Raw genomic sequence first — 24,053 nt, forward strand, 5'->3', positions numbered from 1 at the left:
ATGTACTTATTATTCGTTATCTTAATGGTTATTGCAGCCTTGTTGATGTGTTTCATCGTGCTGATTCAGAACTCAAAAGGAGGCGGACTTGCTTCTGGTTTCTCTTCATCTAACGCCATCATGGGCGTGCGCAAGACTACAGACTTTCTGGAAAAAGCAACATGGGGCCTGGCCATCTTTATGGTTGTAATGAGCATTGCTACTGCTTATGTAGTTCCTCGCTCTGCTGTTGCTAAAGACGCAGTGTTGGAACAGGCACAGAAAGAACAACAGACTAACCCGTATAACTTACCCGCAGGTACGGCTGCGCCGCAAACTGAAGCTCCTGCTACCAATGCACCTGCTACAGAAACTCCGGCACCGGCTACTGAAACTCCTGCTCCTGCAGCAGAGTAATTCACTCCGTCGTCAAGTAAGACTTTGGGGTAAAACCATTAATGGGAAGGTGCAGACGGATGCTGCATTTCTTTGATATTTAAGTGCGGATTACGCAGATTACACGGATTTTCAATGTTCCGCGTGGTCAGTGTAATCCGCACTTAACTTTTTCTTGTAAAAACAATCTCTTTGTGATAGAAACAAACGAGATTTAACTACCTTTGTTGGCTGTATAAGATTATTAACTACTTTTTTAAATATAACAATGACAGAACATTTGAAACAGAAATTGAATGACTCCGCCGTACTCCGATGGAGTGTTCTAGCATTGGTCGCATTTACTATGCTATGCGGCTATTTCCTCACCGACGTAATGTCTCCTCTAAAACCCATGCTTGAGAAAGAACTACTATGGGACAGTCTTGATTATGGTTTCTTCACAAGTGCTTACGGGTGGTTTAATGTATTCCTATTGATGCTGATCTTCGGTGGTATCATTTTGGATAAGATGGGAGTTCGTTTCACCGGAATGGGGGCTTGCTTATTGATGGTGTTTGGTTGTGGATTGAAATACTATGCGATTTCTACTACTTTTCCGGAAGGTGCCATGCTCTTCGGATTCAAAACACAGGTGACGTTGGCTGCATTGGGATATGCTATCTTTGGTGTAGGTGTGGAGATTGCTGGTATCACTGTTTCCAAGATTATAGTGAAATGGTTCAAGGGCAAGGAAATGGCATTGGCTATGGGACTTGAAATGGCTACGGCACGTATCGGAACAACTCTGGCGATGGTATTGACAGTTCCTTTGGCAGACTTTTTCGGATCTACGGATGAGAGTGGCACATTCCATACAAATATTCCTGCTCCGATTTTGTTTTGTCTGATTATGTTGTGCGTGGGTACGATTGCTTTTTTCCTTTATACTTTCTATGATAAGAAGTTGGATGCTTCTTTGGATGCAGAGGGATTGGAACCGGAAGAACCGTTCCGTATGAAAGATATTGTGTATATTATTACCAATAAAGGATTCTGGTTGATTGCATTACTATGTGTATTGTTCTACTCGGCTGTATTCCCCTTTATCAAGTATGCTGCCGACTTGATGGTGCAGAAATATAACGTAGATCCGAAGTTGGCGGGAACGATTCCCGGATTGTTGCCGATTGGTGCGATTATCCTGACTCCGTTGTTCGGTTCGCTTTATGACCGTATCGGTAAGGGAGCCACATTGATGATAATCGGATCAGTGATGCTTATTTTTGTGCATACGATGTTTGCTCTGCCTATACTGAATATATGGTGGTTTGCTACTATCATCATGATTATATTGGGATTTGCCTTCTCGTTGGTGCCTTCAGCTATGTGGCCGTCTGTTCCGAAGATTATTCCGGAAAAACAGTTGGGTACCGCATACGCATTGATTTTCTGGGTACAGAACTGGGGATTGATGGGTGTTCCTTTGTTGATCGGATGGGTGTTGAATACTTATTGCAAAGGTCCGGTAGTAGACGGTGCACAGACTTATGACTACACGTTGCCGATGACTATTTTTGCTCTCTTTGGTGTACTTGCTCTGATTGTGGCTTTGATGTTGAAGGCAGAGAACAAGAAGAAGGGATACGGTCTGGAAGAGGCGAATATCCAAAAGTAACTGGGAAATTCAATACCTAAAGTAACAAAGGAATTTTGTATCAAGGTGTAAACAAAAGGGTATCAGTATGAATACTCTGAAATAAAAAATAAGAAGTATGGCTGCCAAAGAGAAAATCAACCTGTTAGAGGTCATTCCCTGTCGCAGTGAACATATTACAGCAGAAAGGGAAGGGGAGACAATTGTGCTCTCCTTTCCCCGTTTTAAATATCCGTGGATGCAACGCTTCCTTGTGCCGAAAGGAATGTCGAAAGAACTTCATGTGAAATTGGAAGAACACGGTACGGCTGTATGGGAACTGATAGATGGAAAACGCAATGTTCGTGAGATTATAGAAAAACTCGCAGACCATTTTCAAAATGAAGAGGGCTACGAGTCGCGTGTATCGGCTTATCTTTCTCAAATGCAGAAAGATGGATTTATAAAACTGGTGATACCAGTCGCATAAATAGGAATTTATATTTCACCACAGAGGACACGGAGGACACAGAGTTCTTCTCTCTCTTTCCGCAAGTAAAACAGAGCGATAAATACGATTCTCAATACGTGAGACTCTGTGTTACTCTATAGTGAATAAAAAAGATTAAACCTCTGTGTCCTCCGTGTCCTCTGTGGTGAATTTATTATTATTTATTTGATAAATACAGCCCAAAGTATGACGGCAATTGCTATCAGGACTCCCATGATAATAAGCGTTCCCCAAACAAAATAATTGCTGTCTTTCTCTTTCTTTTTCTCCGAGTCGTGGATGATACGTTCCATTTCTTCGGGAGTGGTATTGGGTAGTGGATAAGGTTCGTTTGCACGGTTTAAATGCTTCAACTTGTCGTTAGCACGTTCACGACGTAGGCGGGAAGCTTCCCGTCCCTCTTTTATTCGGCGTATCATGTCGAATGCATGTCCTTCACCAACCATATTCTTTGTTTTTTAGAAGTTCACTTTCTCGTTTTTCTATTTCCCTTCTTCTCTGTCCACTTTGAGCAATCCTCCCGTATTCGGATCAAAATAAACTTTGATGGTAGAATTCTTGTTGAACAAAACCGGAGCCAGATATTCTATCACACCAAATTGAGTAATAGGAAGTTCACCTTCGTAAAGTTTCTTTTTGCCGTCGGTCAATGTAACCATAGCTTGTCCGGGTACGTTGTAGGCGATTCCATCCAAATCTTTCTTCTTCTTACCATCTTCCTGTGGTATCTTGACCGATTTCAGGTCTTTCAGACTGATATAAAACGGAGTTCCTGCCAAATCATTGTTGGCAACTACACCTAACTTCTTCGAGAAGCGGAAAGCAACTTCATTGTTGAATTCCTTGTCAGGGGTAAGGCGGACAGTGAATGTTCTCTCTTCCTTGTTGCAGGTGCCGGAGAACATTTGCGTCATGGCTTCTTCCTGTGCATTCAGATTGTCGAGCATAATCTTAAGCTGTGCTCCGTCTGAAGGCATATTGTCAGCCTGTCCGCGCAATAAGGCATTTTTGCTTTCGCGGATGTTATAGATTTCTTTAGCCACCAGTTCGGCCATCTTGGCGGTAGAGCTAGCCATCAGAATCTCTTCGGTCAGGAATTCACGAGGATTTGCTTTCTTTTGGAGGACTGTGGGAGCGGGAGCGGCTTTTTTGCCTACACTGCTGTTGCTGTAAGGAACATTGATCGTTTTCACAATGCCATCCTCTGTCAGTTCCATGAGCGGTGCTACTGTCTTATCCTTCAATTTTACGAAATACGTCGTTTCGCTGTTGGGCACACCTACGGATTTCACTTTTACGCTAGTCAGTTCCCAGTACTCTTCAGGGTCGGCGGAGACGTTGGTCAGTCGCAGGTAACGATCAGCATATTTGCTGAATTCTCCCGGAGTATAGTTGACTTTGTTGGCTTTTATTTCAAGTTCTATTTGGGTTTTGGGAAGACTGTAAACCACTCCATAGTCTTTTCCTCGGGTAACCCCTGTCAGTACTTCGGTTTGTGCATAGGCGGACGTTGTCATAAGTAGTCCTGCTGCTATAATCAACTTTTTCATATTCGGTTCTTTTTAACTGGTTTTGAAAACAAAGTTAATGAAGTTATTGAAAAAACTGTAAGTTCTTAACTTTTATTCGCTTACAAGTCGCCATGCTGTCGGCAGACAGGTGATAATATCGCTTGCGATCATTCCGATCATTCCTTGCTTCTTTTGAGCGACATCGCCCGCCAATCCGTGAATGTAAGTGCCGATTTTAGCGGCTTCTTCGGTGGGATAACCTTGGGCAAGCAGCGCCAGGATTACTCCGGTCAGTACGTCACCGCTACCTCCGGTTGCCATTCCCGGATTTCCGGTTGGGTTGAAGAAACATTTACCTTCGGGGGTGATGATGGCGGAGTAGGCTCCTTTTAAAATAATGTGGACATGGGCGGCACGGGCCAGTTCGCAAGCCTTCATCAGACGTTCGTAAGAGTCCTGGCATTTGCCGGTCAGACGTTCCAGTTCTTTTGGATGCGGGGTGAGGATGGAACCCTTCGGCAGATGGGTAAGGGCATGACGGTGGTTGGCGAGGATATTAAGAGCGTCGGCATCTACTACAACAGGAGTCAGGCAGTGTTCCAGTTGTTCCAATAAGGCAGCTTCCGTTTCCTCGTTTCGTCCCAGTCCCGGGCCGATGCCGACTGCTTGATAGTCGTCCGTGTCGGTAGGTACGGCAAAACAGGTTTCGTTGATGTCGGTTTCTACGATTGCTTCGGGTATGGAGGTCTGCAAGATGTCGTTGTTGCACATTGGCGCATGAACAGTCAGCAGCCCTACTCCCGAACGAAGGCAGGCGCGGGCAGCGAGAACAGAGGCTCCTGCCATTCCTTTTGAACCGGCAATCAATAGTGCATGGCCGAAGTTCCCCTTGTGGGCAAACTGTTTGCGTGGCTTGATGAGTGAACGGATTTCTTCTATTTCCAACATTTCGTAGTTAGTCTCCATCTCTTCAATACCGTCTTCGCTTAATTGGATATCCAGCACTTCCCATTCTCCGACAAATTCAGTGTTCTCTGCGAAAAGAAAGGCGAGCTTCGGCAGTTGCAGACTGAAAGTTACGTCGGCGCGGATAATATTAGCTTTTACGTTGAATGTATTTTCTTCTCCCATCAGTCCGGAAGGAATGTCGATGGCTACTACCATAGCAGGGGAGGAATTGATGTATTTCACTACGGCAGCGAATCCGCCGCTTAACGGTTTGTTCAGGCCTGAACCGAATAATCCGTCGATTACCAGATGGTCGGGCGTCAGGGCGGGAGGTACGAATTGGGTACTGATTTCGTGGAATTTTACTTCTTCCATCATTTCTACCAGTTCTTTATTGGTCTGGCAGTCGGGTGAAAGTTCTCCTTTCGTGTTGAAGAGAAATACCTCGATTTTATATCCTTTTTCAGCCATCATGCGGGCTACGGCGAGAGCGTCTCCACCATTATTCCCCGGTCCGGCAAAGATAGTGACCGGCGTTTCCGTATTCCATCTGTCTGTGATGGCTTTTGTTAATACGGTTGCTGCACGTTCCATCAGATCGATTGATGTAATAGGTTCGTTCTCAATGGTATAAGCGTCCAATTTCTTGATACTGCTGCTTGGAAATATTTTCATTGCGATGTTCTTTTAGTTTTCGGATTACAAATGTACATGATTCTTCTGACTTTTCCCGTTTGTTGTGGGAAGAAAACCATAATTGCAACTTTTAATTCATCATTAGTTCTATCTTTTGGTCAAAGAAATATCTGCTTTTAAACTATTAAGTGTTAGAATAACTCCGCTAAAAAATAATTCAATGCTGCACCATTATGAACTTACTTTTATTTCTCCCTGAAAAAGATTTCTTCATTTCATTTCTCATATTCTCATTGTTTTTCGATAAACGAAAGATAATCAAATAGATATCTTATGAGAAACACTTTTTCAAAACGGTATTTCTCATAAGTTCTCCCATGTTTTGGCTCAAAAGCCACCTTATTCTCATCGTATTTCAGGGTATTTCTCATAGTCAAAAGCCATTCTTTCTTCCTTTTTTCTTTCAGCCTGCCTTATTTTTATCAGGAAATGAAGCTACTATTTAGATAAAATAGTGGCTTTTTGCTTGGAGATGCTCGTTGTTCTCGATTGTCCCATATATTGTGGGAAAGTATTCTCGTATATTGAAGGAAAACTTTCCCACAAAATAAGGGAATACTTTCCCAAGCCTTAGGGAATCTTTTCCCACAATATGTGGGACTAAGACACTGTGTATGGAAGCAAGCAAAAGGAATATATAGTTCTATTTATTCAATGTCAGCTTCCGGCACGCTACACTATGAGAAATGAAGCAAAATCCGGGTTATTTTGCGAAGAAACTATGAGAAATGCCTGTTTTAAAATCATTTCTCATAGTCTATCTTATTAGTTTACTGCCACTTGTGCCTTATTTATGAGAATATGAGAAATGAAAATGAAAAATCTTTTTCTGTAGAGGGGCGGATGGAAATTGTGTTTAGTTTATCTCCATACCTTCTTAAACAAATTTTTAATGCGGTTCCCTTGATTAAGCCTTTGATTATTTGCCGTTTCCGATAAAAATGTTATCTTTGGAGATAGATAATGTGCATCACATTATTTTCCAGTGCTCACAATGAATTAGAATCTAAATAACGGATTGTTTAATCTTCTAAAGTTTGCATGATGGAAAAGACAAAAATTGGCTTGAATGCCGGGAAAGTATGGCGCATCTTAAATGAAAAAGGTGAACTTTCAATGTTCGATTTGTGCCGTGAATTAAGTTTGACGTTTGAAGACGTAGCTCTTGCTATTGGTTGGCTGGCCCGAGAAGACAAAATCTTTTTGAGGAAAAGAGAAGGAATGCTTTTTGCCAGTATCGAAAATGTCGAATTTACTTTTGGCTAAGGTGGTAGCTAACCTATATTTAAGATGGATCTCCACTTTGTTATTTACACAGCTAAAAAAATAATGAAGTGGATCAGTAGGATTTTTTATGCCCATTTTTATTATTCCCCCTATTATTCTGTTTGATAAGAGAAGCATCTAATCTACTTTTTCTGTACCTTTGCACCCCATAAACTACTAAACACATAAATTCATGAGTGCATTGAAAGGGCATCCGAAAGGCCTTTATCTGATTTTCGCGACAAGCACGGCAGAACGTTTCAGTTATTACGGTATGCGTGCGATCTTTATTCTTTTCCTGACGCAGGCATTATTGTTTGACAAAGAAGCGGCAGCATCCATCTACGGCAGCTATACCGGACTAGTTTATTTAACCCCGTTGATTGGCGGATACATTGCCGATAAATATTGGGGAATTCGTCGTTCCGTGTTTTGGGGAGCGGTGATGATGGCAGTCGGACAATTCCTGATGTTTATGAGTGCTTCCACTTTAGATAATACGAACCTTGCCCACTGGATGATGTATGGCGGACTAGGCTTCCTGATCTTGGGCAATGGTTGCTTCAAACCCACTGTCTCTTCTCTGGTAGGTCAGCTCTACGAACCCGGAGACAGGCGGCTGGATGCTGCATACACCATTTTTTATATGGGAGTGAATGTAGGTTCTTTTGCTGCTCCTTTGATTTGTGGTTATCTGGGTGATACCGGTGATCCGCATGACTTTAAATGGGGATTTCTTGCAGCCGGAATCATGACACTGTTCACCGTTGTTCTTTTCGAGACTCAAAAGAATAAATATCTTTTTTCTCCTTCCGGAGAACCGATTGGTATTATTCCCGATGCTAAACGTGAAAAGAAAGAAGACAAGGCCGACCATATCTCACACCCGAAGATGGACAAACGTACCAAAGTACGTAATACCCTTGTAATCACAATTCTTACCATTGCTTTAATAGCCTTCTTTAACTATGCATTTGAAGGCGATTGGGTGAGTATCGGCATTTTTACCGCCTGCATTGTTTTCCCTGTTCTGATCCTGTTAGACGGTTCATTGACCAAAATAGAACGCAGCCGTATTTTCGTTATCTATATAGTAGCCTTCTTTGTCATCTTCTTCTGGGCAGCCTACGAACAGGCGGGAGCTTCTTTAACTCTTTTTGCGTCCGAACAGACGAATCGTGACATTTTCGGTTGGGAAATGCCGGCTTCGTGGTTTCAATCCTTCAATCCTCTGTTTGTTGTTGTCCTGGCATATATAATGCCGGGTGTGTGGAGCTTCCTCAACAAACGAAAGATGGAACCCGCTTCTCCTACCAAACAAGCGATTGGTTTGTTACTCCTTTCTTTAGGTTATCTTTTCATCTGTTTCGGAGTGAAAGATGCTGTTCCCGGAGTGAAAGTGAGCATGATTTGGCTGACAGGACTTTACTTTATTCATACCATGGGTGAAATTGCTTTGTCGCCTATCGGACTTTCAATGGTAAATAAATTGAGTCCGCTGCGTTTCGCCTCCTTGATGATGGGAATCTGGTATCTGTCTACTGCCACAGCCAATAAATTTGCGGGAATGTTGAGCGGGCTCTATCCGGAAGCCGGAAAAGTGAAGTCAATCTTTGGTTATCAGATTGCTACCATGTATGATTTCTTTATGGTATTCGTCGTAATGTCCGGTGTTGCTTCGTTGATTCTGTTCCTTCTCTCGAAGAAATTACAGAAGATGATGCACGGGGTAGAATAAAAAATCGTATTTTTGCAAGGTTATTTTTAAATTACCGGTTATGGATACCATTCAGATAAAAGACAAATTGTTTACCGTTTCTATTAAGGAACAAGAAATTCAGAAAGAAGTGATTCGCGTAGCGAACGAAATTAACCGCGATTTAGCAGGTAAGAATCCGCTTTTCCTTAGTGTGTTGAACGGTTCGTTCATGTTTACCGCTGATTTACTGAAGCATATCACCATCCCTTGTGAAATCTCATTTGTGAAGTTGGCGTCTTATCAGGGCATCACTTCCACCGGAGTGATTAAAGAGGTAATCGGCCTGAATGAAGACATTGCCGGACGTACCATTGTAATCGTAGAAGATATTGTAGACACAGGACTGACGATGCAGCGACTGCTCGAAACATTAGGTACACGCAATCCCGAAGCTATCCATATCGCTTCTCTGTTGGTGAAACCTGAAAAGCTCAAGGTAAACCTCAACATTGAATATGTAGCGATGGAAATTCCGAACGACTTTATCGTAGGTTACGGACTGGATTATGATGGTTTCGGACGTAATTATCCCGATATTTATACAGTAATAGATTAATATTAAATAGGTACCAGTTTAAATGGTAAATAGTAAATCGTTAAATAGTAAATAACAAAATGTTGAACATCGTAATTTTCGGTGCTCCGGGTTCAGGAAAAGGAACACAGAGCGAACGTATCGTAGAAAAGTATGGAATCAATCACATCTCGACAGGAGATGTATTGCGTGCTGAAATCAAGAATGGCACAGAACTGGGTAAAACAGCTAAAGGTTACATCGACCAAGGTCAATTGATTCCTGATGAATTAATGATTGATATTCTGGCAAGCGTATTCGACAGCTTCAAAGATAGCAAAGGGGTAATTTTCGACGGTTTCCCAAGAACAATTGCACAGGCAGAAGCTTTAAAGAAAATGTTGGCAGAAAGAGGACAGGACGTTTCTGTAATGGTTGACTTGGATGTTCCGGAAGAAGAACTGATGGTACGTCTCATTAAACGTGGCAAGGATTCCGGTCGTGCTGATGATAACGAAGAAACAATCAAGAAACGTCTGCATGTATATCATTCACAGACTGCTCCACTGATCGACTGGTACAAGAACGAAAAGAAATACCAACATATCAACGGCTTGGGTACTATGGAAGGTATCTTCGCTGAAATCTGCGAAGCAGTAGATAAATTGTAATAATACAATATTATAAATAAATAAGTCAGTAGCCGGAGTGTTCTAATTAACTGCTCTAACTACTGACTACTTTAACTCTTTAAAAAAATATGGCTGAATCGAATTTTGTTGATTACGTAAAGATATACTGTCGCTCGGGTAAGGGCGGAAGAGGCTCTACGCACATGAGGCGCGAGAAATATTGTCCTAACGGAGGTCCTGACGGGGGCGATGGTGGAAGAGGAGGTCATATCATCTTGCGCGGTAACCGTAATTACTGGACATTGCTGCACTTGAAGTATGACCGTCATGCAATGGCCGGTCATGGTGAATCGGGGAGCAAAGGACGTAGCTTCGGAAAAGACGGTGCGGATAAAATAATAGAAGTGCCCTGCGGAACGGTAGTTTATAATGCCGAGACAGGGGAGTATCTTTGTGACGTAACAGAAGACGGACAGGAAGTGATCTTGCTCAAAGGCGGTCGCGGCGGTCAGGGTAACTGGCATTTCAAGACGGCCACCCGTCAGGCTCCGCGTTTTGCGCAGCCGGGAGAGCCGATGCAGGAAATGACCGTTATCATGGAGCTGAAACTGCTTGCCGATGTCGGTCTGGTAGGTTTCCCGAATGCGGGAAAGTCAACTTTGCTTTCTTCCATTTCGGCTGCTAAACCGAAAATTGCCGATTACCCGTTTACTACGCTCGAACCCAACTTGGGCATCGTTTCCTATCACGGTGGAAAATCCTTTGTGATGGCGGACATACCGGGTATTATCGAAGGTGCCAGCCAGGGAAAAGGTTTGGGACTGCGTTTCTTGCGTCATATCGAGCGTAATTCATTACTGCTGTTTATGGTTCCGGCAGACAGCGACGACATTCGTAAGGAATACGAAGTCTTGCTGAACGAACTGCGTACTTTCAATCCTGAAATGTTGGACAAGCAACGTGTGTTGGCTGTCACCAAGAGCGATATGCTCGATCAGGAATTGATGGACGAAATAGAACCTACATTGCCGGAAGGCATTCCCCACGTATTCATATCTTCTGTTTCCGGTTTGGGTATCTCGGTGTTGAAAGACATTCTTTGGGAAGAACTGAATAAGGAAAGCAATAAGATAGAGGACATCGTTCACCGTCCGAAGGACGTAACCCGTCTGCAACAGGAGCTCAAAGACATGGGCGAAGATGAAGACATCGTTTATGAATATGATGACAATGTTGATGATGATGACGATGATATCGACTATGAATACGAGGAAGAAGATTGGGAAGAAAAATGATTTCACTTACAAAAAATAATGAGTTGAAGGGATATAAGTCACTGGATGTATATCCTGAGGTAGCTCATTTCGTAACAACGCGTCACGAAGGTATAAGCACCGGAGCTTACGGCTCTTTCAACTGTTCGCCTTATACCAACGACTCATGCATGAACGTCAATCGCAATCAGAGCTGGTTGTTTCAGTGCATGAATCATCAGATAAAGGAGTTGTTTATTCCTGAACAGAGCCATGGTTGTGCCAGTCTGATTATCAATGAATCATTTTTTAAAGAGTCATTAGAAATGAGACGGCTACTTTTGCGAGGAATGGATGCCTTGATAACTAATGTGCCGGGGTATTGCGTTTGCGTCACGACGGCGGATTGTGTTCCTGTATTGCTGTACGACAAAAAACAACACGTTGTGGCTGCCGTTCATGCCGGATGGAAAGGAACTGTGAAGCATATTGTCAGTCATGTGATGGATCACTTGAATCAGAAATTCGGGACGCAAGGCGAAGATGTGGTAGCTTGCATCGGGCCGAGCATTTCGCTCGAATCATTTGAAGTAGGTGATGAGGTGTATGATGCTTTTAAAGAAAGCGGTTTCGATATGTCTCTTATTTCTATGAAGAAGAAGGAGACGGGCAAATATCATATTGATTTGTGGGAAGCCAACCGGATTGAATTACTGAATGCCGGAGTGCCTGCAGAACAGATAGAAGTAGCTGGCATCTGTACCTATATTCATCATGATGAATTCTTCTCCGCACGTAGACTGGGAATAGATTCCGGTCGTATCTTGTCGGGAATAATGATTAGAAAGTAATAATTGGTGTCCGTAATTGCAGGACGCTGATGATTGGTTTATGATAAGTTATGTTTGAAATAAAAGTATCTAAAGAAATAAAAGACGCATGCCCGGTTTTCGCCGGAGCCGCCGTGTATGCTGCAGTGAAGAATACTGCTTACAGCGAAGGTCTTTGGCGTGAAATCAATGCTTTCACCGAACAACTGACTTCCACTACACAGATGGAAGACATCAAACATCAACCTGTTATCTTTGCTACCCGTGAGGCTTATAAACGTTGTGGCAAAGACCCCGGACGTTATCGTCCGTCAGCCGAAGCTTTGCGTCGCCGCCTGATGCGCGGAATCCCTTTATATCAGATTGATACACTGGTAGACCTGATTAACCTCGTGTCTCTTCGTACGGGACATTCTATTGGTGGTTTCGATGCGGATAAAATACAAGGTACACACCTTGAACTCGGTATCGGCAAAGCTGGAGAACCGTTTGAAGGTATCGGTCGCGGTGTGTTGAATATTGAAGGATTACCCGTATATCGCGATTCATTCGGAGGAATCGGAACACCGACAAGCGATCACGAACGTACGAAGATGGATCTCGGAACTACTCATATCCTGGCGATAGTCAACGGTTATAATGGGAAAGATGGTTTGCAAGAAGCTGTTGAAATGATACAAACCTTATTAAGAAACTATACAGAATCGGATGGAGGCGAAATCGTATTCTTCGAATAATTAGAATGAGTGCTCTAAGAAAAAAGACATGAAAAACATACTTATCTTACTGACAGTTTTATTATTGCCACTGACTGCCGCCGGGCAGGATAAATCCTCCTTCTCTGCCCGCGAAATGGCTGATGTACGGGTAGCTACTCCCGGATTATTTGCTAAAAGCAATCATATCTATCTGCATTTGGATTCTCTGAAAGATCACGAATATGCTTTCCCATTACCCGGAGGAAAAGTAATCTCTGCCTATGGAACTCGCGGAGGACATTCAGGAACAGACATTAAGACCTGTGCAAAAGATACGATTCGTGCTGCTTTTGATGGAGTGGTGCGTATGTCGAAACCCTATTATGCCTATGGAAATATCGTTGTAATCCGCCACGCTAACGGATTGGAAACACTTTATAGCCACAATTTCAAGAATCTGGTTAAAACTGGTGATGTCGTAAAAGCCGGACAACCTATCGGGCTGACAGGACGTACCGGTCGTGCCACTACCGAACATGTACACTTCGAAACCCGTATTAACGGGCAACATTTTAATCCGAATCTCATTTTTGACTTAAAAGAGAGAACATTGCGGAAAGAATGTATCAAGTGTACCAAGAACGGGAGTAAAATCGTTGTGAAGACTCAAATTCCTGACAATCGGATTGCTCAAAATAAAAAGTAAAGGGCTATCAGTAGTTGATGAATAGCCGGGAGATTATGACAAATTATGGCACAAATTTTATACAGACCGGCTTGTCTACTTTAATATCCTGCTGTACATCTGTTAATAGTCCTGTATCTGCATCTCTTTCATAAACTTGTATCACATTGCTATCTCTGCAAGCAACCAACAAGTATTTGCCATTAGGCGTGATGATGAAATTGCGTGGATGAATCCCTGTCAGTTGGTAGCCTGCTTTCGCCAACATTCCGTTATCCGGGTGAATACTGAATATGGCAATACCATCTGCTTTCAAACGATTGCTGGCATACAGGAATTTACCATCCGGGCTGATATGAATATCAGCACTTCCTTGTGCGTTTACCGTATCGGCAGCGATTGTCTGGATCTCTTTTAAATCTCCGTCTTTATATTCAAAAGCGATTACTGTGCCCGATAACTCATTAATCAGATAGGCGTAATGGCCATTTGGCGAGAAAGTCAGATGACGGGGACCCGAACCGGCTTTCACTTTAGAGGCAGCAGGCGATCCTTCTTTCAGAAATGCTTCCTTATTTTCTGCATTTGCAGCTGGGTTAATGATAAACTTATGTATTTGATCTGTACCCAAGTCATCGGCAAACAAGTATTTACCATCCGGAGTGATACGGACACAATGCAGATGCGGTTTCTCTTGTCGTTCCTTGTCTACTCCCGTACCTTTGAATTGTATAATATCGGAAGCGGGTAGGAGCGAGCCATCTTTTGCGATAGGGAAAACGGAAATGCTGCCGCCACTGTAGTTGGCGGTTATCACATTATTTCCACTGGCGATGATATAGCAGGGATCTTCACCTCCCGTTTGCTGTGAATTTAATAGTTGCAAAGTACCTTTTTCTTTATTGAAGGCAAATGCATTGGCGGCAGCTTGCGTACTATTGAATTCACTGACTGCATAGACGAATTTTCCGTCGGCAGATGGAACAAGATAAGAAGGATTTTCAATTTCCGTTTCACTTAAGGGAGTGGCAGTCCCGTTTTCTTCATTGAAGCGGTAGCTATATATCCCTTTACTGGTTCCTGATGTGTAAGTACCCACCAACATGGTTAGTTCGTTTTCCGTTGTATCGGTTGTTTCCATAGGAGTCTTTTTTTTAGAAGTACAGCCACTGATACTGATTCCGAATATGCAAACAGCGGCAAATGCTTTGAATATATATGTTTTAGATAGATATGTCTTAATCATAAGTAGCTTATTATTGGTTGATTTTTCATGATGCTTTTTCATCTTAAATATAAAATAGCTCCGTAAAGATAGTGCTTTGATATAATATTTGCTAACGTCTTCTCGTAAATTAGAAAACATTTCCTATCTTTGCACTCTTGGAAAGCGTTCTAAACAATCGCTATTCTGTACGAATAAAAATTTGGGGTTGACTGGATTTGACAGCGGGCAGAAATGGTAGGTAAGCATGCAGTGGGTCGGTAATTTCCACTTAAATATCAGTTATCAAAATTTTATCTGGCGAAACTAATTACGCTCTTGCTGCTTAATCGAATCACAGTAGATTAGCTTAATCCAGGCACTAGGTGCCAGGACGAGACATCACTCGGAAGCTGTTGCTCCGAAGCATTCCGGTTCAGTGGTGCAGTTACATCGGGGATAGTCAAAGGCGGCCTCGCACTTTTGATGAAACTTTAGAGGATAAGGCAGGAATTGATGGCTTTGGTTCTGTTCCTGCACGAAAATTTAGGCAAAGATAAGCATGTAGAAAGCTTATGATTTCCTCGTTTGGACCGGGGTTCGATCCCCCGCAGCTCCACTTTAAATGCTGATTTCTAGTGTTTTATGAGATTTGCACCCCGCTTTACATCCTAATAATGTAAAGCGGGGTGTTTTTGTTTTATTTAATATTTCTATTTTCTGTGATATTCATCTGTTCGTCAATGCTCGGGTCGAATCGGTCGTTGTATAGGTGGCAGACGGCTTAAATGTCAAGACTGTCACAACGGGACTGATCGGATTACTTTTCGTCTTTCTTGTTATCGAGTAGCTGTGATAATTCTTCCTCCACTTCCTCGATACTTGGCAAGGCGGATTTCAGATTTTCGGGAATGGCTTTGCTTAGCTGGTAGTCGCTTACTCCTATGGGCTGTGCATAGCCCGTTAGGGCATATTGTGCCACTACTTCATCTTTACCTTTGCAGAGCAACAATCCTATTGTCTTGTTGTCGTTTTCACCTCTCAACTGGTCGTCTACGATGTTGATGTAGAAATTCAATTGCCCTGCATATTCTGGCTTGAATGGAGTAGCCTTTAATTCTACGACTATATAGGAGTGAAGTTTTATGGAGTATAGGATAAGGTCTGCATAAAAATCGCTGTCCCCGACTTGGAAATGTTTCTGTTTGGCTACAAAGGCGAAGCCGTTCCCCATTTCCAATAGATACCTTGTGACGTGTTCTACAAGCTGTTTTTCAATATCCCTTTCATCTGCCAGTTCTTTTGTACCTGCTACATCGAATATATACGGGTCTTTCAGCAAATAGTTGGCTAAGTCACTTTGAGGGGTGGGCAAGGTCTTTGTGAAATTGTTGACTTTCTGTGTTTCTATCTGCCGTTTGAACAGATTAGTCTCAATCTGTATCTTTAATACGTTGCTGCTCCATCCGTTTTCAACGGACTGTTTCATGTACCAATATTTGTTTCCTAAGGGTAATGAGCTATCCAATAGTATCACATGACTGGTCCAGTTTATTTTTGAAATGGGGGAACAAACAAAATCCTTTTCAATATCATCAATGGATGTTTGCAGCATTGCGGAGATTGTCTTGTCTATCTTTTGAATTTGCGCAAGAGGCTCTTGCGTAAATTCTTTTGATTGAAATATATTTGTCTGAAATTGCGCAAGAGGTTCTTGCGTAATTGGTAAACAGTTCAGTTCATCAGTCAAGGATAGCATATTGGGGATTGTTGGCGTTCTCAACACCTTGTCACAAGAAAGCATTCTTTGTAATATCTCTAGTGGGTATGTTCGGGCAAACTGACACATATAGGTAAGGCTTCTCGCTGAATATCCTTTCTTTTCGGGATAGTGCATCTTGATAGCCTTTGAAATCTGACTTATGGCTTTTGGATAGCCTCTTTTTATTATGGAGTCATAAATGAAGCACTCCCACTTCGCGAACCATTTATTTTTATATCCGTATCAGGCAATAATCTTTTAATACGCTCTATTTCCTCTTTAGTAATCTTTCCATATAAACTCAACGATCCGATTTTTATTTTTGATATTTCGTCCGGTATATCAATTGTATCGATAAATTGGATATCCAACCTTTTTATTTCTTTGAGCTCCAACAGTACAGCCGGAAATTCTTTTACTCTGATATTGATGCCGCTTCCCCAGCCATCCTTTTGAGCATCAGCACTTAATTTACTTTTTAATCCTTCCTTGTTAACATCTTTCTTCCTGACCATCCAACCAATTTGCGGTCGCAGAGCAAAAGTCTTGCTGTTTTGTTCTAACCCGATGAAACCTGCCCAAAATTCTAATGGAGTTTCTTTGACAGCGTCGCCATATACTTCCTGATACTTTACATCTACCTTCACTATCTCATCAGGGAGACAATTTTTGCCTTCAAGCTGTTTCAGATAATTTCTTTTCCCTTCCTTATCATAAGGGAAAAACTTCACGATCCATCCATCAATAATGTTTGGGGCTCCGTATCGTTTCTGTGAATGATATTTAAACATGTTGCGCCAAAAGTTCTTATTAACTTCTCCTTTGGATGCTTTGACAAATTCTTCCAAAAGAGGTTCCAATTCTGAAATCCACCAATCGAGTTTGTATTCTTTCAAGCCTCTGGCTTTGTGCAGTAGTTTTTCCCAGTCCTCTGGTGTTCCTTCGAGAGTTATTTCAGGTATTCCACAGACAATGCGTATGATTATAAACTCAAAATAAGGTTTTACAGCCTCCATGATTGTTATTTCGGAAGCAACTTTCTCTAAAGAGGTAGTCGTTGAAAAATTGCAGGTGAGCAGTTCGGTCAGATGATTACCGGTGTATTGGGATATTTGTTCTGTAAATTGCGGGAAGATTTCCTCCCATGAAAGAGTAGGGTCCTCCAATTTTTTGTCTTCTCTTATAATTAAGGATAGTTTGCCGGAGAAATCAACAAGCTCATTTCTCATAGATTCCTGATTGGCATTGATATGGCGTGCAAATCCCTGGCTGATTAATAGCCAAATCATGTCCGGGGACAATACAAATGGCCTGTGATCCGCATAAGCCTGATACATACCGTTGAAAAAAGAATTAGGGCCAAAAGAAACGAGACTGTCGGGAGATTCGCTCTTTGCAATGATATGATAAGGAACCTTGATATTCTTCTCTTTTATCTCATAAGGCTCTATGTTCATATCTGATAATATAAGACTTTCGTAAATTTCATTCGGGGAGTCTAGATGAAGTAATTCTTCAGGCTTTGAAAGCTTTTCGACCTTAAAAGTGATTCCATTTTGAGCGAATGTGGAAACACTGCAAAATATGAATAAGCAAAATAATGTGTTTTTCATAATCTTAAAGAGTTGTATGGTGGCACAAACTTATTAACTACCTCTATATTTTGAATAGACGATATGCAAATATAATATTATAAGAACTGTCTTTGACAAGATATTGAATGTTTTTTTGACTTATATCTATAAAAATCATAAGCATATTATTTCTTGAACCGATAAGCAGGATTTATTCAGGAATTTATAGTAAGTTTGCTCTGCTAATCCTAAACAATGACGCAGAGAAAGATTATACATATCGACATGGATGCCTTCTATGCCTCTGTAGAACAGCGTGATAATCCAGAACTTCGTGGCAAGCCTTTAGCGGTAGGTCATGCAGAAGAGAGGGGAGTCGTGGCTGCTGCTAGCTATGAAGCCCGGCGTTACGGTGTCCGTTCCGCTATGGCTTCGCAAAAGGCGAAACGTCTTTGTCCCCAACTCATTTTTGTACCTGGCAGGATGGATGTTTATAAATCCGTTTCCCGTCAGATACATGAGATTTTCCACGAATATACGGATATCATCGAACCTCTGTCTCTGGATGAAGCTTTCTTGGATGTCACTGAAAACAAGAAAGATATTTCCCTGGCTGTGGATATAGCAAAGGAAATAAAGCAGAAGATACGGGAACAACTCAACCTTGTTGCGTCTGCCGGAGTTTCTTATAATAAGTTTCTGGCTAAAATAGCTTCGGACTATCGCAAACCGGATGGCTTATGCACCATTCATCCGGAACAAGCCCTTGATTTTATAGCCCGTCTTCCTATCGAATCTTTTTGGGGAGTGGGTCCGGTGACTGCAAAGAAGATGCATTTACTTGGCATCCACAATGGACTTCAACTACGGAAATGCTCTCTTGAAATGCTGACAGCCCATTTCGGGAAAGCCGGCGCACTGTATTATGAGTGCTCACGAGGAATTGACGAACGCCCTGTCGAAGCAATTCGTATCCGTAAATCCATTGGCTGCGAACGTACATTGGAACGTGATATTTCAGCCCGTTCATCGGTCATTATCGAACTATACCATGTGGCGGTAGAGCTGATTGAACGTCTTCAGCGAAAAGACTTCAAAGGCAACACGCTTACCCTGAAAATCAAGTTTCATGATTTTAGCCAGATAACCCGAAGCCTTACTCAATCGCAGGAACTCACCACCTTAGACCGGGTACTCCCACTTGCAAAAGAATTGCTTAAAAGTGTCGAATTTGAGCAACATCCAATCCGGCTCATCGGTCTTTCCGTCTCCAATCCAAAAGAGGAAGCCGATGAACAACACGGTGTTTGGGAACAGTTGAGCTTTGAATTTAGCGATTGGGATTGAAGGCGAAGAGGAAGAAATAGAGGAATGAAGAGGAAAGAATAGGGGATGAAAAAGAAGAGAATCAAAGAATGAAAAAAGAAAGAGGATTGAATATCCAAACAGATACTTTGTCTGAAGTAAAACAGATACTCTATTTGAAATAAAATAGAGCCTTTATTTGCCCTAAACAGAGCCTCTGTTTGGAATAAATAGAACCTTTATTTTCTCCAAAGGGAGCCTCTATTTTCTAAAACTGCATCTTTGTTTTTCCGAAATGAAAACCCGGTTTCCGTGTGACTTAAATTGTTTTTATAGTGACTTAAATTGTTTCTACAATGACTTAAATTGCTTTTATAATGACTTAAAAGCCTAAAATATAGCAATTAAGAGTACTATTTTTGAAGTATGTACTTTTTTGTCATCAGGTTCGTATGATTTACTCACCTCATTTTTTATCAGATACGTTATCTTTGCAATACTTAAATGAATGAAAATACCATGAATCGAATGAAACATTTATTTTGTGTTCTTTTACTAGCAGCTTTAGGAAGTTTTTCTTTCAAGGCAAGCGCTTACACCGAACGCAATATGCTGCAAAAAGCGGCAGACGAAACTACGTTGAAAAACGTGTTGGTAATGAAACAAGCATGGGTGCCTTATCCTGCTTATACAGATCGTGCCGCCTGGGATTCTTTGATGGGTCCCAATAAGCAACGCCTCATCGAAGCCGGTGAAAAACTCCTCGACTATAAATGGCAACTGATACCTGCCACTGCTTATCTGGAATATGAACGTAGCGGTAACCGTAAAATAATGGAAGTTCCTTATGACGCCAACCGCCAGGCACTTAACGCCTTGATGCTCGCCGAACTGGCCGAAGGGAAAGGACGTTTTATCGACCAATTACTGAACGGAGCATATATGAGCTGTGAAATGAATTCATGGGTTCTATCCGCACACTTGCCCCGCCAGAGTAGCAAACGTTCACTTCCCGACTTCCGCGAACAGATTATCGACCTCGGTTCAGGCGGATACGGAGCTTTAATGGCTTGGGTACACTATTTCTTCCGCAAACCATTCGACAAAATCAATCCTGTGGTATCCTTGCAAATGCGTAAAGCAATCAAAGAACGTATTCTCGATCCGTATATGAACGACGACGAAATGTGGTGGATGGCTTTTAACTGGAAACCGGGAGAAATCATCAACAACTGGAATCCTTGGTGTAACTCCAATGCCCTGCAATGTTTCTTACTGATGGAGAACAATAAGAATAAGTTAGCGAAAGCTGTTTATCGCTCCATGCAGTCAGTCGATAAGTTTATCAACTTCGTGAAATCCGATGGTGCCTGTGAGGAGGGAACCTCTTACTGGGGACATGCCGCCGGAAAGCTCTATGACTATTTGCAGATACTCTCTGATGGCACAGGCGGTAAACTGTCTCTGTTCAATGAACCGATGATTCGCCGGATGGGAGAATATATGTCCCGCTCATACGTGGGCAATGGCTGGGTGGTGAATTTTGCTGATGCATCGGCACAAGGCGGGGGCGATCCTTTGTTAATCTATCGCTTCGGTAAAGCTGTAAACAGCGATGAAATGATGCATTTTGCCGCATACCTGTTGAAAGGAAGAAAACCGTATGCTACCATGGGCAACGACGCTTTTCGTTCGCTTCAATCTCTACTTTGCTGTAATGAGCTGGCAAAAGCAACTCCGAAACATGATATGCCGGATGTAACCTGGTATCCCGAGACGGAATTCTGCTATATGAAGAACAAAAACGGTATGTTTGTTGCCGCTAAAGGCGGATTTAATAACGAAAGCCATAACCACAACGATGTAGGAACCTTTTCTTTATATGTAAATACAATTCCTGTGATTATTGATGCCGGTGTAGGTACATATACCAAACAGACGTTCGGCAAGGACCGCTATACCATCTGGACCATGCAGAGCAACTATCATAACTTGCCGATGATTAACGGAGTACCGCAGAAATTCGGGCAGGAGTATAAAGCTACCAATACCGTTTGCAATGAGAAGAAACGGATGTTCTCTACGGATATAGCTACTGCTTATCCGGCAGAAGCGAAAGTGAAAAGCTGGGTTCGCTCTTATGCTCTTGATGATAAAAAACTTATTATTGGTGATATTTATACGTTGGATGAGGCTATTGTTCCTAATCAAATGAACTTTTTAACTTGGGGCAATGTGACTTTCCCGTCAGCCGGAAAAATCCGCATCGAAGTAAAGGGACAAAAGGTGGAAATGAACTATCCATCACAGTTTAAGGCCGAACTGGAAACAATCAAACTGGATGATCCGCGCCTGTCTAACGTATGGGGCAAAGAGATTTACCGCATCACACTAAAGACTGAAGAAAAGAAAGTGACTGGTAAATATGGATTTGTTATTCAACAAGTGAAGTAGGATGAAATAGATTTTTAAAGCTAGAAAAAATAAAGTATAAACAATTAAATCACAGTAAGATGAAAAAAGTATTATTTGCCGGGCTTTTGGTCCTTGCAGGAGTAAGCGTAAGTGCGCAGAACCTGATAAAAAACGAAAAATTCGCCACTGAAGTAAAGACTAAAGTGACTAATGCCAATAAAGCTACCGCAGGAGAGTGGTTTATCATGAATAATGAAGCTGACGGTGTAACTACTATTGCCTGGGAAGAAACAGGAGATGCCAAATATCCGAATGCAATGAAATTGGATAACTCCGGTGCTGAAAAGACTCTCTCTTGGTATAAAGCTTTCCTGGGACAACGTATTACCGATGGTTTGGACAAAGGTATCTATGTTCTTACTTTCTATGCAAAAGCTAAAGAAGCAGGAACTCCGGTCAGTGTATACATCAAACAGACCAATGAGGAAAAGAATGATAATGGTAAGTACAATACTACTTTCTTCATGCGTAGAGACTATGACGCAGATGCTCAACCAAATGCTTCGGGCGCACAATACAATTTTAAAATTAAAGATGCCGGTAAATGGACTAAAGTAGTGGTTTACTATGATATGGGACAAGTGGTTAATGCAATTAGTAGCAAGAAAGCAAATGCTAACTTGGAAGTATCTGATACAGACGATGATGCTGCCATTCTGAAAGATTGTTATGTGGCTATTCTTTCCCAGAACAAAGGCGGCGTTGTAGAAATCAGCGACGTAACATTGAAAAAGAAATAAAGAGCAAAGGATTTAATATAGTAGGTTAACAAAAAAATAGGGCAGTGAAGTAGTGATACTTCGTTGCCCTATTTCTTTTGTTATATGAATATAATGGAGAGTTCCGAATAAATAAATGTATGAAACTGTCAATCTCCCTTCGGGACTGATTTCATGCGATTTATTGAATACCGAGTTTCTTCTTCAGTTCCTTAGGCAGAGAATCTTTGTGTACCATCACACAGATTGTTTTAGCACGTACATAGCTTTCAGACATATTCAGATTACCTCCGGATTTGTTGCTTTCCGCTCCCCAGGAATTCTTGGTGATATAATATTTAGTACCATTCTGATCTTTCACAATACCGGTGATGTGCATCAGGTGGTCGTCAGTTGTCACAAACTTCTCGTAACCATCCTGACGGATTTCCGGTGTTACGTTGATTTCCGGATAAGGATGCTCAAACTTGAACACTTCGTCCATTCGTTGATATTTTGGCATTTTCTCAAAACGGGCACGGTCGGTAGTCGAGTAATCTTTCACATCCTCCACTTGCGGATTAATGGCGATTCCGTTCTTGAAAGAGAAACCCTGTTCGCTTACGTCACCGTCCCAACATACGGTATATCCTTTGTTCAGTGCATAGTCGATAGCCCCGATCAGTTCGTCCAACGGAAGATTATACATTGGCTGGTTTTCCCAGTTGTCGGGAACTTCAGGTGAGAATGTCTCATAATAAGGCTTGTGAGTGAAGCTGGTCAGTTCAACATAATCATCCATATTCAATCCCAGACTTTCTGTGAAAGATTGAGGAGTATATTCTTTTCCTTTATAAGTAAATTTTTCAGGAAGCTTGCCCAGATAAATATCGAACAGATTATTAATAAGCGCATCAAATTGCGGAGTACGCTTTTTAGATTCAATATTTGCGTCTACCAATGCTTTGAGATAGCGTGACAATGCTCCGTGATTGTGGTCTTTGTTATCGCCCAGCAATCCGGTGTACACTTCTTCCGGAACGATTCCCGCTTTCTTATATGCGTTTTTGAAAGTGTGTGCCAAACTTCCTTCACCGATACTTCCTTTACCACGACGGAGATAATTGTCCTCCATCTGATTCATGTACTTTTGGCGGACGATAAACATTTCCGAGAGATCATATTCTCCTTTTCCCATTCGGAGCAGTTCCGACTCCATGAAAGAAGCGGTGGCAAAGCACCAACAGGTTCCTGTGGAACCCTGATCTTTAACAGGCGTTGCTTGGTGGGACACAACGGTTGTGAACTCATAACCAGGTGTTTGTGCAAAAGAGGTTACGACCAATAAGAGGAGCGCAACCGACATAAATAGCTTTTTCATAATGTGTTTTATTATCTTTCTTCTGCAAATGTATAAAAAAAGCGAAGATACTCGAAAGTTCCTCGCTCTATTTATTATAATTAGTGTGTTTATTTACATGGCAACCTGCTGTGACAGCAGTTTTTGAAGTTTACCGTTCAAGGTCTGACACATAGCACCATTTCCCATTGCTTGATAGCGTTTAATACGGTACTGTAACATCATAATTTTTTCATTTGCATTCTTTTTCATAATTTGTTTCCTCTTTTTTTGCCCTCCACGTTTTGAAGAGCGGTTTTACATCTTGTTTTCTCTAATAACACTGCAAAGATACGAATTGTTTTTGAATTATATGCTGTAAAACATAAAAATCTTCTTTTTC

At 41.8% G+C, this 24,053-nt stretch carries 21 protein-coding genes and 1 other RNA gene; 15 read left to right on the forward strand and 7 right to left on the reverse strand.

The annotated features are described in order from the left end of the window. The 3 genes from secG (at position 1) to Bovatus_RS22685 (ending at position 2,480) form a co-directional block, all read left to right on the forward strand. Positions 1-396 (forward strand): preprotein translocase subunit SecG, encoded by a 396-nt coding sequence (gene secG / locus Bovatus_RS22675; protein WP_004301890.1) that lies wholly within the window; start codon positions 1-3, stop codon positions 394-396. Between the two features lie 247 nt (positions 397-643). Continuing rightward, complete coding sequence (locus Bovatus_RS22680; protein ID WP_004301891.1) at positions 644-2,032, forward strand: MFS transporter; 1,389 nt, start codon at positions 644-646, stop codon at positions 2,030-2,032. Between the two features lie 97 nt (positions 2,033-2,129). After that, on the forward strand, positions 2,130-2,480 hold the full coding sequence (locus tag Bovatus_RS22685; RefSeq protein ID WP_004301892.1) for a PqqD family protein: 351 nt from the start codon (positions 2,130-2,132) through the stop codon (positions 2,478-2,480). Positions 2,481-2,662: 182 nt separating this feature from the next. Here the strand turns inward: Bovatus_RS22685 and Bovatus_RS22690 are convergent, their stop codons facing one another. The 3 genes from Bovatus_RS22690 to Bovatus_RS22700 form a co-directional block, all read right to left on the reverse strand. After that, positions 2,663-2,947, reverse strand: a complete 285-nt coding sequence (locus Bovatus_RS22690; protein ID WP_004301893.1) for a hypothetical protein — start codon at positions 2,945-2,947, stop codon at positions 2,663-2,665. A gap of 36 nt (positions 2,948-2,983) precedes the next feature. Further along, entirely contained in the window at positions 2,984-4,051 is a 1,068-nt protein-coding gene (locus tag Bovatus_RS22695; RefSeq protein ID WP_004301894.1) for a DUF4831 family protein, read from the reverse strand. A gap of 72 nt (positions 4,052-4,123) precedes the next feature. Further along, on the reverse strand, positions 4,124-5,635 hold the full coding sequence (locus tag Bovatus_RS22700) for a bifunctional ADP-dependent NAD(P)H-hydrate dehydratase/NAD(P)H-hydrate epimerase (RefSeq protein ID WP_004301895.1): 1,512 nt from the start codon (positions 5,633-5,635) through the stop codon (positions 4,124-4,126). 1,062 nt (positions 5,636-6,697) lie between these two features. Here Bovatus_RS22700 and Bovatus_RS22705 point away from each other — a divergent pair. The 8 genes from Bovatus_RS22705 to Bovatus_RS22740 all read left to right on the forward strand — a co-directional run bounded on the left by Bovatus_RS22705 (position 6,698) and on the right by Bovatus_RS22740 (position 13,314). Continuing rightward, positions 6,698-6,922, forward strand: coding sequence for a winged helix-turn-helix domain-containing protein (locus tag Bovatus_RS22705; RefSeq protein ID WP_004301899.1), 225 nt, complete (start codon positions 6,698-6,700; stop codon positions 6,920-6,922). Positions 6,923-7,115: 193 nt separating this feature from the next. Next, on the forward strand, positions 7,116-8,660 hold the full coding sequence (locus Bovatus_RS22710; RefSeq protein ID WP_004301900.1) for a peptide MFS transporter: 1,545 nt from the start codon (positions 7,116-7,118) through the stop codon (positions 8,658-8,660). Positions 8,661-8,700: 40 nt separating this feature from the next. Further along, the gene (gene hpt / locus Bovatus_RS22715; RefSeq protein ID WP_004301901.1) at positions 8,701-9,237 is read left to right on the forward strand and encodes a hypoxanthine phosphoribosyltransferase; all 537 of its coding nucleotides are present in this window, start codon (positions 8,701-8,703) and stop codon (positions 9,235-9,237) included. A 59-nt stretch (positions 9,238-9,296) separates the two neighbouring features. After that, positions 9,297-9,866, forward strand: a complete 570-nt coding sequence (locus Bovatus_RS22720) for an adenylate kinase (protein WP_004301902.1) — start codon at positions 9,297-9,299, stop codon at positions 9,864-9,866. 89 nt (positions 9,867-9,955) lie between these two features. Beyond that, positions 9,956-11,122 (forward strand): GTPase ObgE, encoded by a 1,167-nt coding sequence (obgE, locus tag Bovatus_RS22725; protein ID WP_004301903.1) that lies wholly within the window; start codon positions 9,956-9,958, stop codon positions 11,120-11,122. Next, positions 11,119-11,931 carry a peptidoglycan editing factor PgeF gene (pgeF, locus tag Bovatus_RS22730; protein ID WP_004301904.1) on the forward strand — a complete coding sequence of 271 codons (813 nt, stop codon included), beginning with the start codon at positions 11,119-11,121 and terminating at the stop codon, positions 11,929-11,931. The genes obgE and pgeF overlap by 4 nt, the downstream gene beginning before the upstream one ends. 50 nt (positions 11,932-11,981) lie before the next feature. Further along, the gene (locus Bovatus_RS22735; protein WP_004301905.1) at positions 11,982-12,647 is read left to right on the forward strand and encodes a B3/B4 domain-containing protein; all 666 of its coding nucleotides are present in this window, start codon (positions 11,982-11,984) and stop codon (positions 12,645-12,647) included. Between the two features lie 28 nt (positions 12,648-12,675). Continuing rightward, positions 12,676-13,314, forward strand: coding sequence for a M23 family metallopeptidase (locus tag Bovatus_RS22740; protein WP_004301906.1), 639 nt, complete (start codon positions 12,676-12,678; stop codon positions 13,312-13,314). A 43-nt stretch (positions 13,315-13,357) separates the two neighbouring features. On the opposite strand, the gene Bovatus_RS22745 is transcribed toward Bovatus_RS22740, so the two are convergent. After that, positions 13,358-14,539: a lactonase family protein gene (locus Bovatus_RS22745; protein ID WP_052588018.1), complete on the reverse strand. Its 1,182-nt coding sequence runs from the start codon at positions 14,537-14,539 to the stop codon at positions 13,358-13,360. A 183-nt stretch (positions 14,540-14,722) separates the two neighbouring features. On the opposite strand from Bovatus_RS22745, the gene ssrA reads away from it, so the two are divergent. Beyond that, positions 14,723-15,119, forward strand: a transfer-messenger RNA (tmRNA) gene (gene ssrA, locus Bovatus_RS22750). A 198-nt stretch (positions 15,120-15,317) separates the two neighbouring features. Here the strand turns inward: ssrA and Bovatus_RS22755 are convergent. Together Bovatus_RS22755 and Bovatus_RS22760 are read right to left on the reverse strand one after the other, a co-directional pair. Beyond that, positions 15,318-16,460 carry a PDDEXK nuclease domain-containing protein gene (locus Bovatus_RS22755; protein WP_074726650.1) on the reverse strand — a complete coding sequence of 381 codons (1,143 nt, stop codon included), beginning with the start codon at positions 16,458-16,460 and terminating at the stop codon, positions 15,318-15,320. Continuing rightward, the gene (locus tag Bovatus_RS22760) at positions 16,445-17,872 is read right to left on the reverse strand and encodes a DUF4419 domain-containing protein (RefSeq protein ID WP_004301909.1); all 1,428 of its coding nucleotides are present in this window, start codon (positions 17,870-17,872) and stop codon (positions 16,445-16,447) included. Before Bovatus_RS22760 ends, Bovatus_RS22755 begins: the two co-directional genes overlap by 16 nt. Positions 17,873-18,088: 216 nt before the next feature. Between Bovatus_RS22760 and dinB the strand changes: the two genes are divergently transcribed. The 3 genes from dinB (at position 18,089) to Bovatus_RS22775 (ending at position 22,353) form a co-directional block, all read left to right on the forward strand. After that, positions 18,089-19,180, forward strand: a complete 1,092-nt coding sequence (gene dinB, locus Bovatus_RS22765) for a DNA polymerase IV (RefSeq protein ID WP_004301910.1) — start codon at positions 18,089-18,091, stop codon at positions 19,178-19,180. Between the two features lie 477 nt (positions 19,181-19,657). After that, positions 19,658-21,592, forward strand: a complete 1,935-nt coding sequence (locus tag Bovatus_RS22770; protein WP_052588019.1) for a heparinase II/III domain-containing protein — start codon at positions 19,658-19,660, stop codon at positions 21,590-21,592. A gap of 59 nt (positions 21,593-21,651) precedes the next feature. After that, positions 21,652-22,353, forward strand: a complete 702-nt coding sequence (locus tag Bovatus_RS22775) for a DUF4627 domain-containing protein (RefSeq protein ID WP_004301912.1) — start codon at positions 21,652-21,654, stop codon at positions 22,351-22,353. Between the two features lie 160 nt (positions 22,354-22,513). On the opposite strand, the gene Bovatus_RS22780 is transcribed toward Bovatus_RS22775, so the two are convergent. Continuing rightward, positions 22,514-23,692, reverse strand: coding sequence for a C1 family peptidase (locus Bovatus_RS22780; protein ID WP_004301913.1), 1,179 nt, complete (start codon positions 23,690-23,692; stop codon positions 22,514-22,516). Positions 23,693-24,053: the final 361 nt, after the last annotated feature.

The organism is Bacteroides ovatus (assembly GCF_001314995.1).
GTDB lineage: Bacteria > Bacteroidota > Bacteroidia > Bacteroidales > Bacteroidaceae > Bacteroides > Bacteroides ovatus.

What these genes read in the sequence shown, in the direction of transcription:
- secG (WP_004301890.1), top strand. Translation starts at nt 1, where the DNA reads ATGTACTTATTATTCGTTATCTTAATGGTTATTGCAGCCTTGTTGATG.
- Bovatus_RS22680 (WP_004301891.1), top strand. Translation starts at nt 644, where the DNA reads ATGACAGAACATTTGAAACAGAAATTGAATGACTCCGCCGTACTCCGA.
- Bovatus_RS22685 (WP_004301892.1), top strand. Translation starts at nt 2,130, where the DNA reads ATGGCTGCCAAAGAGAAAATCAACCTGTTAGAGGTCATTCCCTGTCGC.
- Bovatus_RS22690 (WP_004301893.1), bottom strand. Translation starts at nt 2,947, where the DNA reads ATGGTTGGTGAAGGACATGCATTCGACATGATACGCCGAATAAAAGAG.
- Bovatus_RS22695 (WP_004301894.1), bottom strand. Translation starts at nt 4,051, where the DNA reads ATGAAAAAGTTGATTATAGCAGCAGGACTACTTATGACAACGTCCGCC.
- Bovatus_RS22700 (WP_004301895.1), bottom strand. Translation starts at nt 5,635, where the DNA reads ATGAAAATATTTCCAAGCAGCAGTATCAAGAAATTGGACGCTTATACC.
- Bovatus_RS22705 (WP_004301899.1), top strand. Translation starts at nt 6,698, where the DNA reads ATGATGGAAAAGACAAAAATTGGCTTGAATGCCGGGAAAGTATGGCGC.
- Bovatus_RS22710 (WP_004301900.1), top strand. Translation starts at nt 7,116, where the DNA reads ATGAGTGCATTGAAAGGGCATCCGAAAGGCCTTTATCTGATTTTCGCG.
- hpt (WP_004301901.1), top strand. Translation starts at nt 8,701, where the DNA reads ATGGATACCATTCAGATAAAAGACAAATTGTTTACCGTTTCTATTAAG.
- Bovatus_RS22720 (WP_004301902.1), top strand. Translation starts at nt 9,297, where the DNA reads ATGTTGAACATCGTAATTTTCGGTGCTCCGGGTTCAGGAAAAGGAACA.
- obgE (WP_004301903.1), top strand. Translation starts at nt 9,956, where the DNA reads ATGGCTGAATCGAATTTTGTTGATTACGTAAAGATATACTGTCGCTCG.
- pgeF (WP_004301904.1), top strand. Translation starts at nt 11,119, where the DNA reads ATGATTTCACTTACAAAAAATAATGAGTTGAAGGGATATAAGTCACTG.
- Bovatus_RS22735 (WP_004301905.1), top strand. Translation starts at nt 11,982, where the DNA reads ATGTTTGAAATAAAAGTATCTAAAGAAATAAAAGACGCATGCCCGGTT.
- Bovatus_RS22740 (WP_004301906.1), top strand. Translation starts at nt 12,676, where the DNA reads ATGAAAAACATACTTATCTTACTGACAGTTTTATTATTGCCACTGACT.
- Bovatus_RS22745 (WP_052588018.1), bottom strand. Translation starts at nt 14,539, where the DNA reads ATGATTAAGACATATCTATCTAAAACATATATATTCAAAGCATTTGCC.
- Bovatus_RS22760 (WP_004301909.1), bottom strand. Translation starts at nt 17,872, where the DNA reads ATGAAAAACACATTATTTTGCTTATTCATATTTTGCAGTGTTTCCACA.
- dinB (WP_004301910.1), top strand. Translation starts at nt 18,089, where the DNA reads ATGACGCAGAGAAAGATTATACATATCGACATGGATGCCTTCTATGCC.
- Bovatus_RS22770 (WP_052588019.1), top strand. Translation starts at nt 19,658, where the DNA reads ATGAATCGAATGAAACATTTATTTTGTGTTCTTTTACTAGCAGCTTTA.
- Bovatus_RS22775 (WP_004301912.1), top strand. Translation starts at nt 21,652, where the DNA reads ATGAAAAAAGTATTATTTGCCGGGCTTTTGGTCCTTGCAGGAGTAAGC.
- Bovatus_RS22780 (WP_004301913.1), bottom strand. Translation starts at nt 23,692, where the DNA reads ATGAAAAAGCTATTTATGTCGGTTGCGCTCCTCTTATTGGTCGTAACC.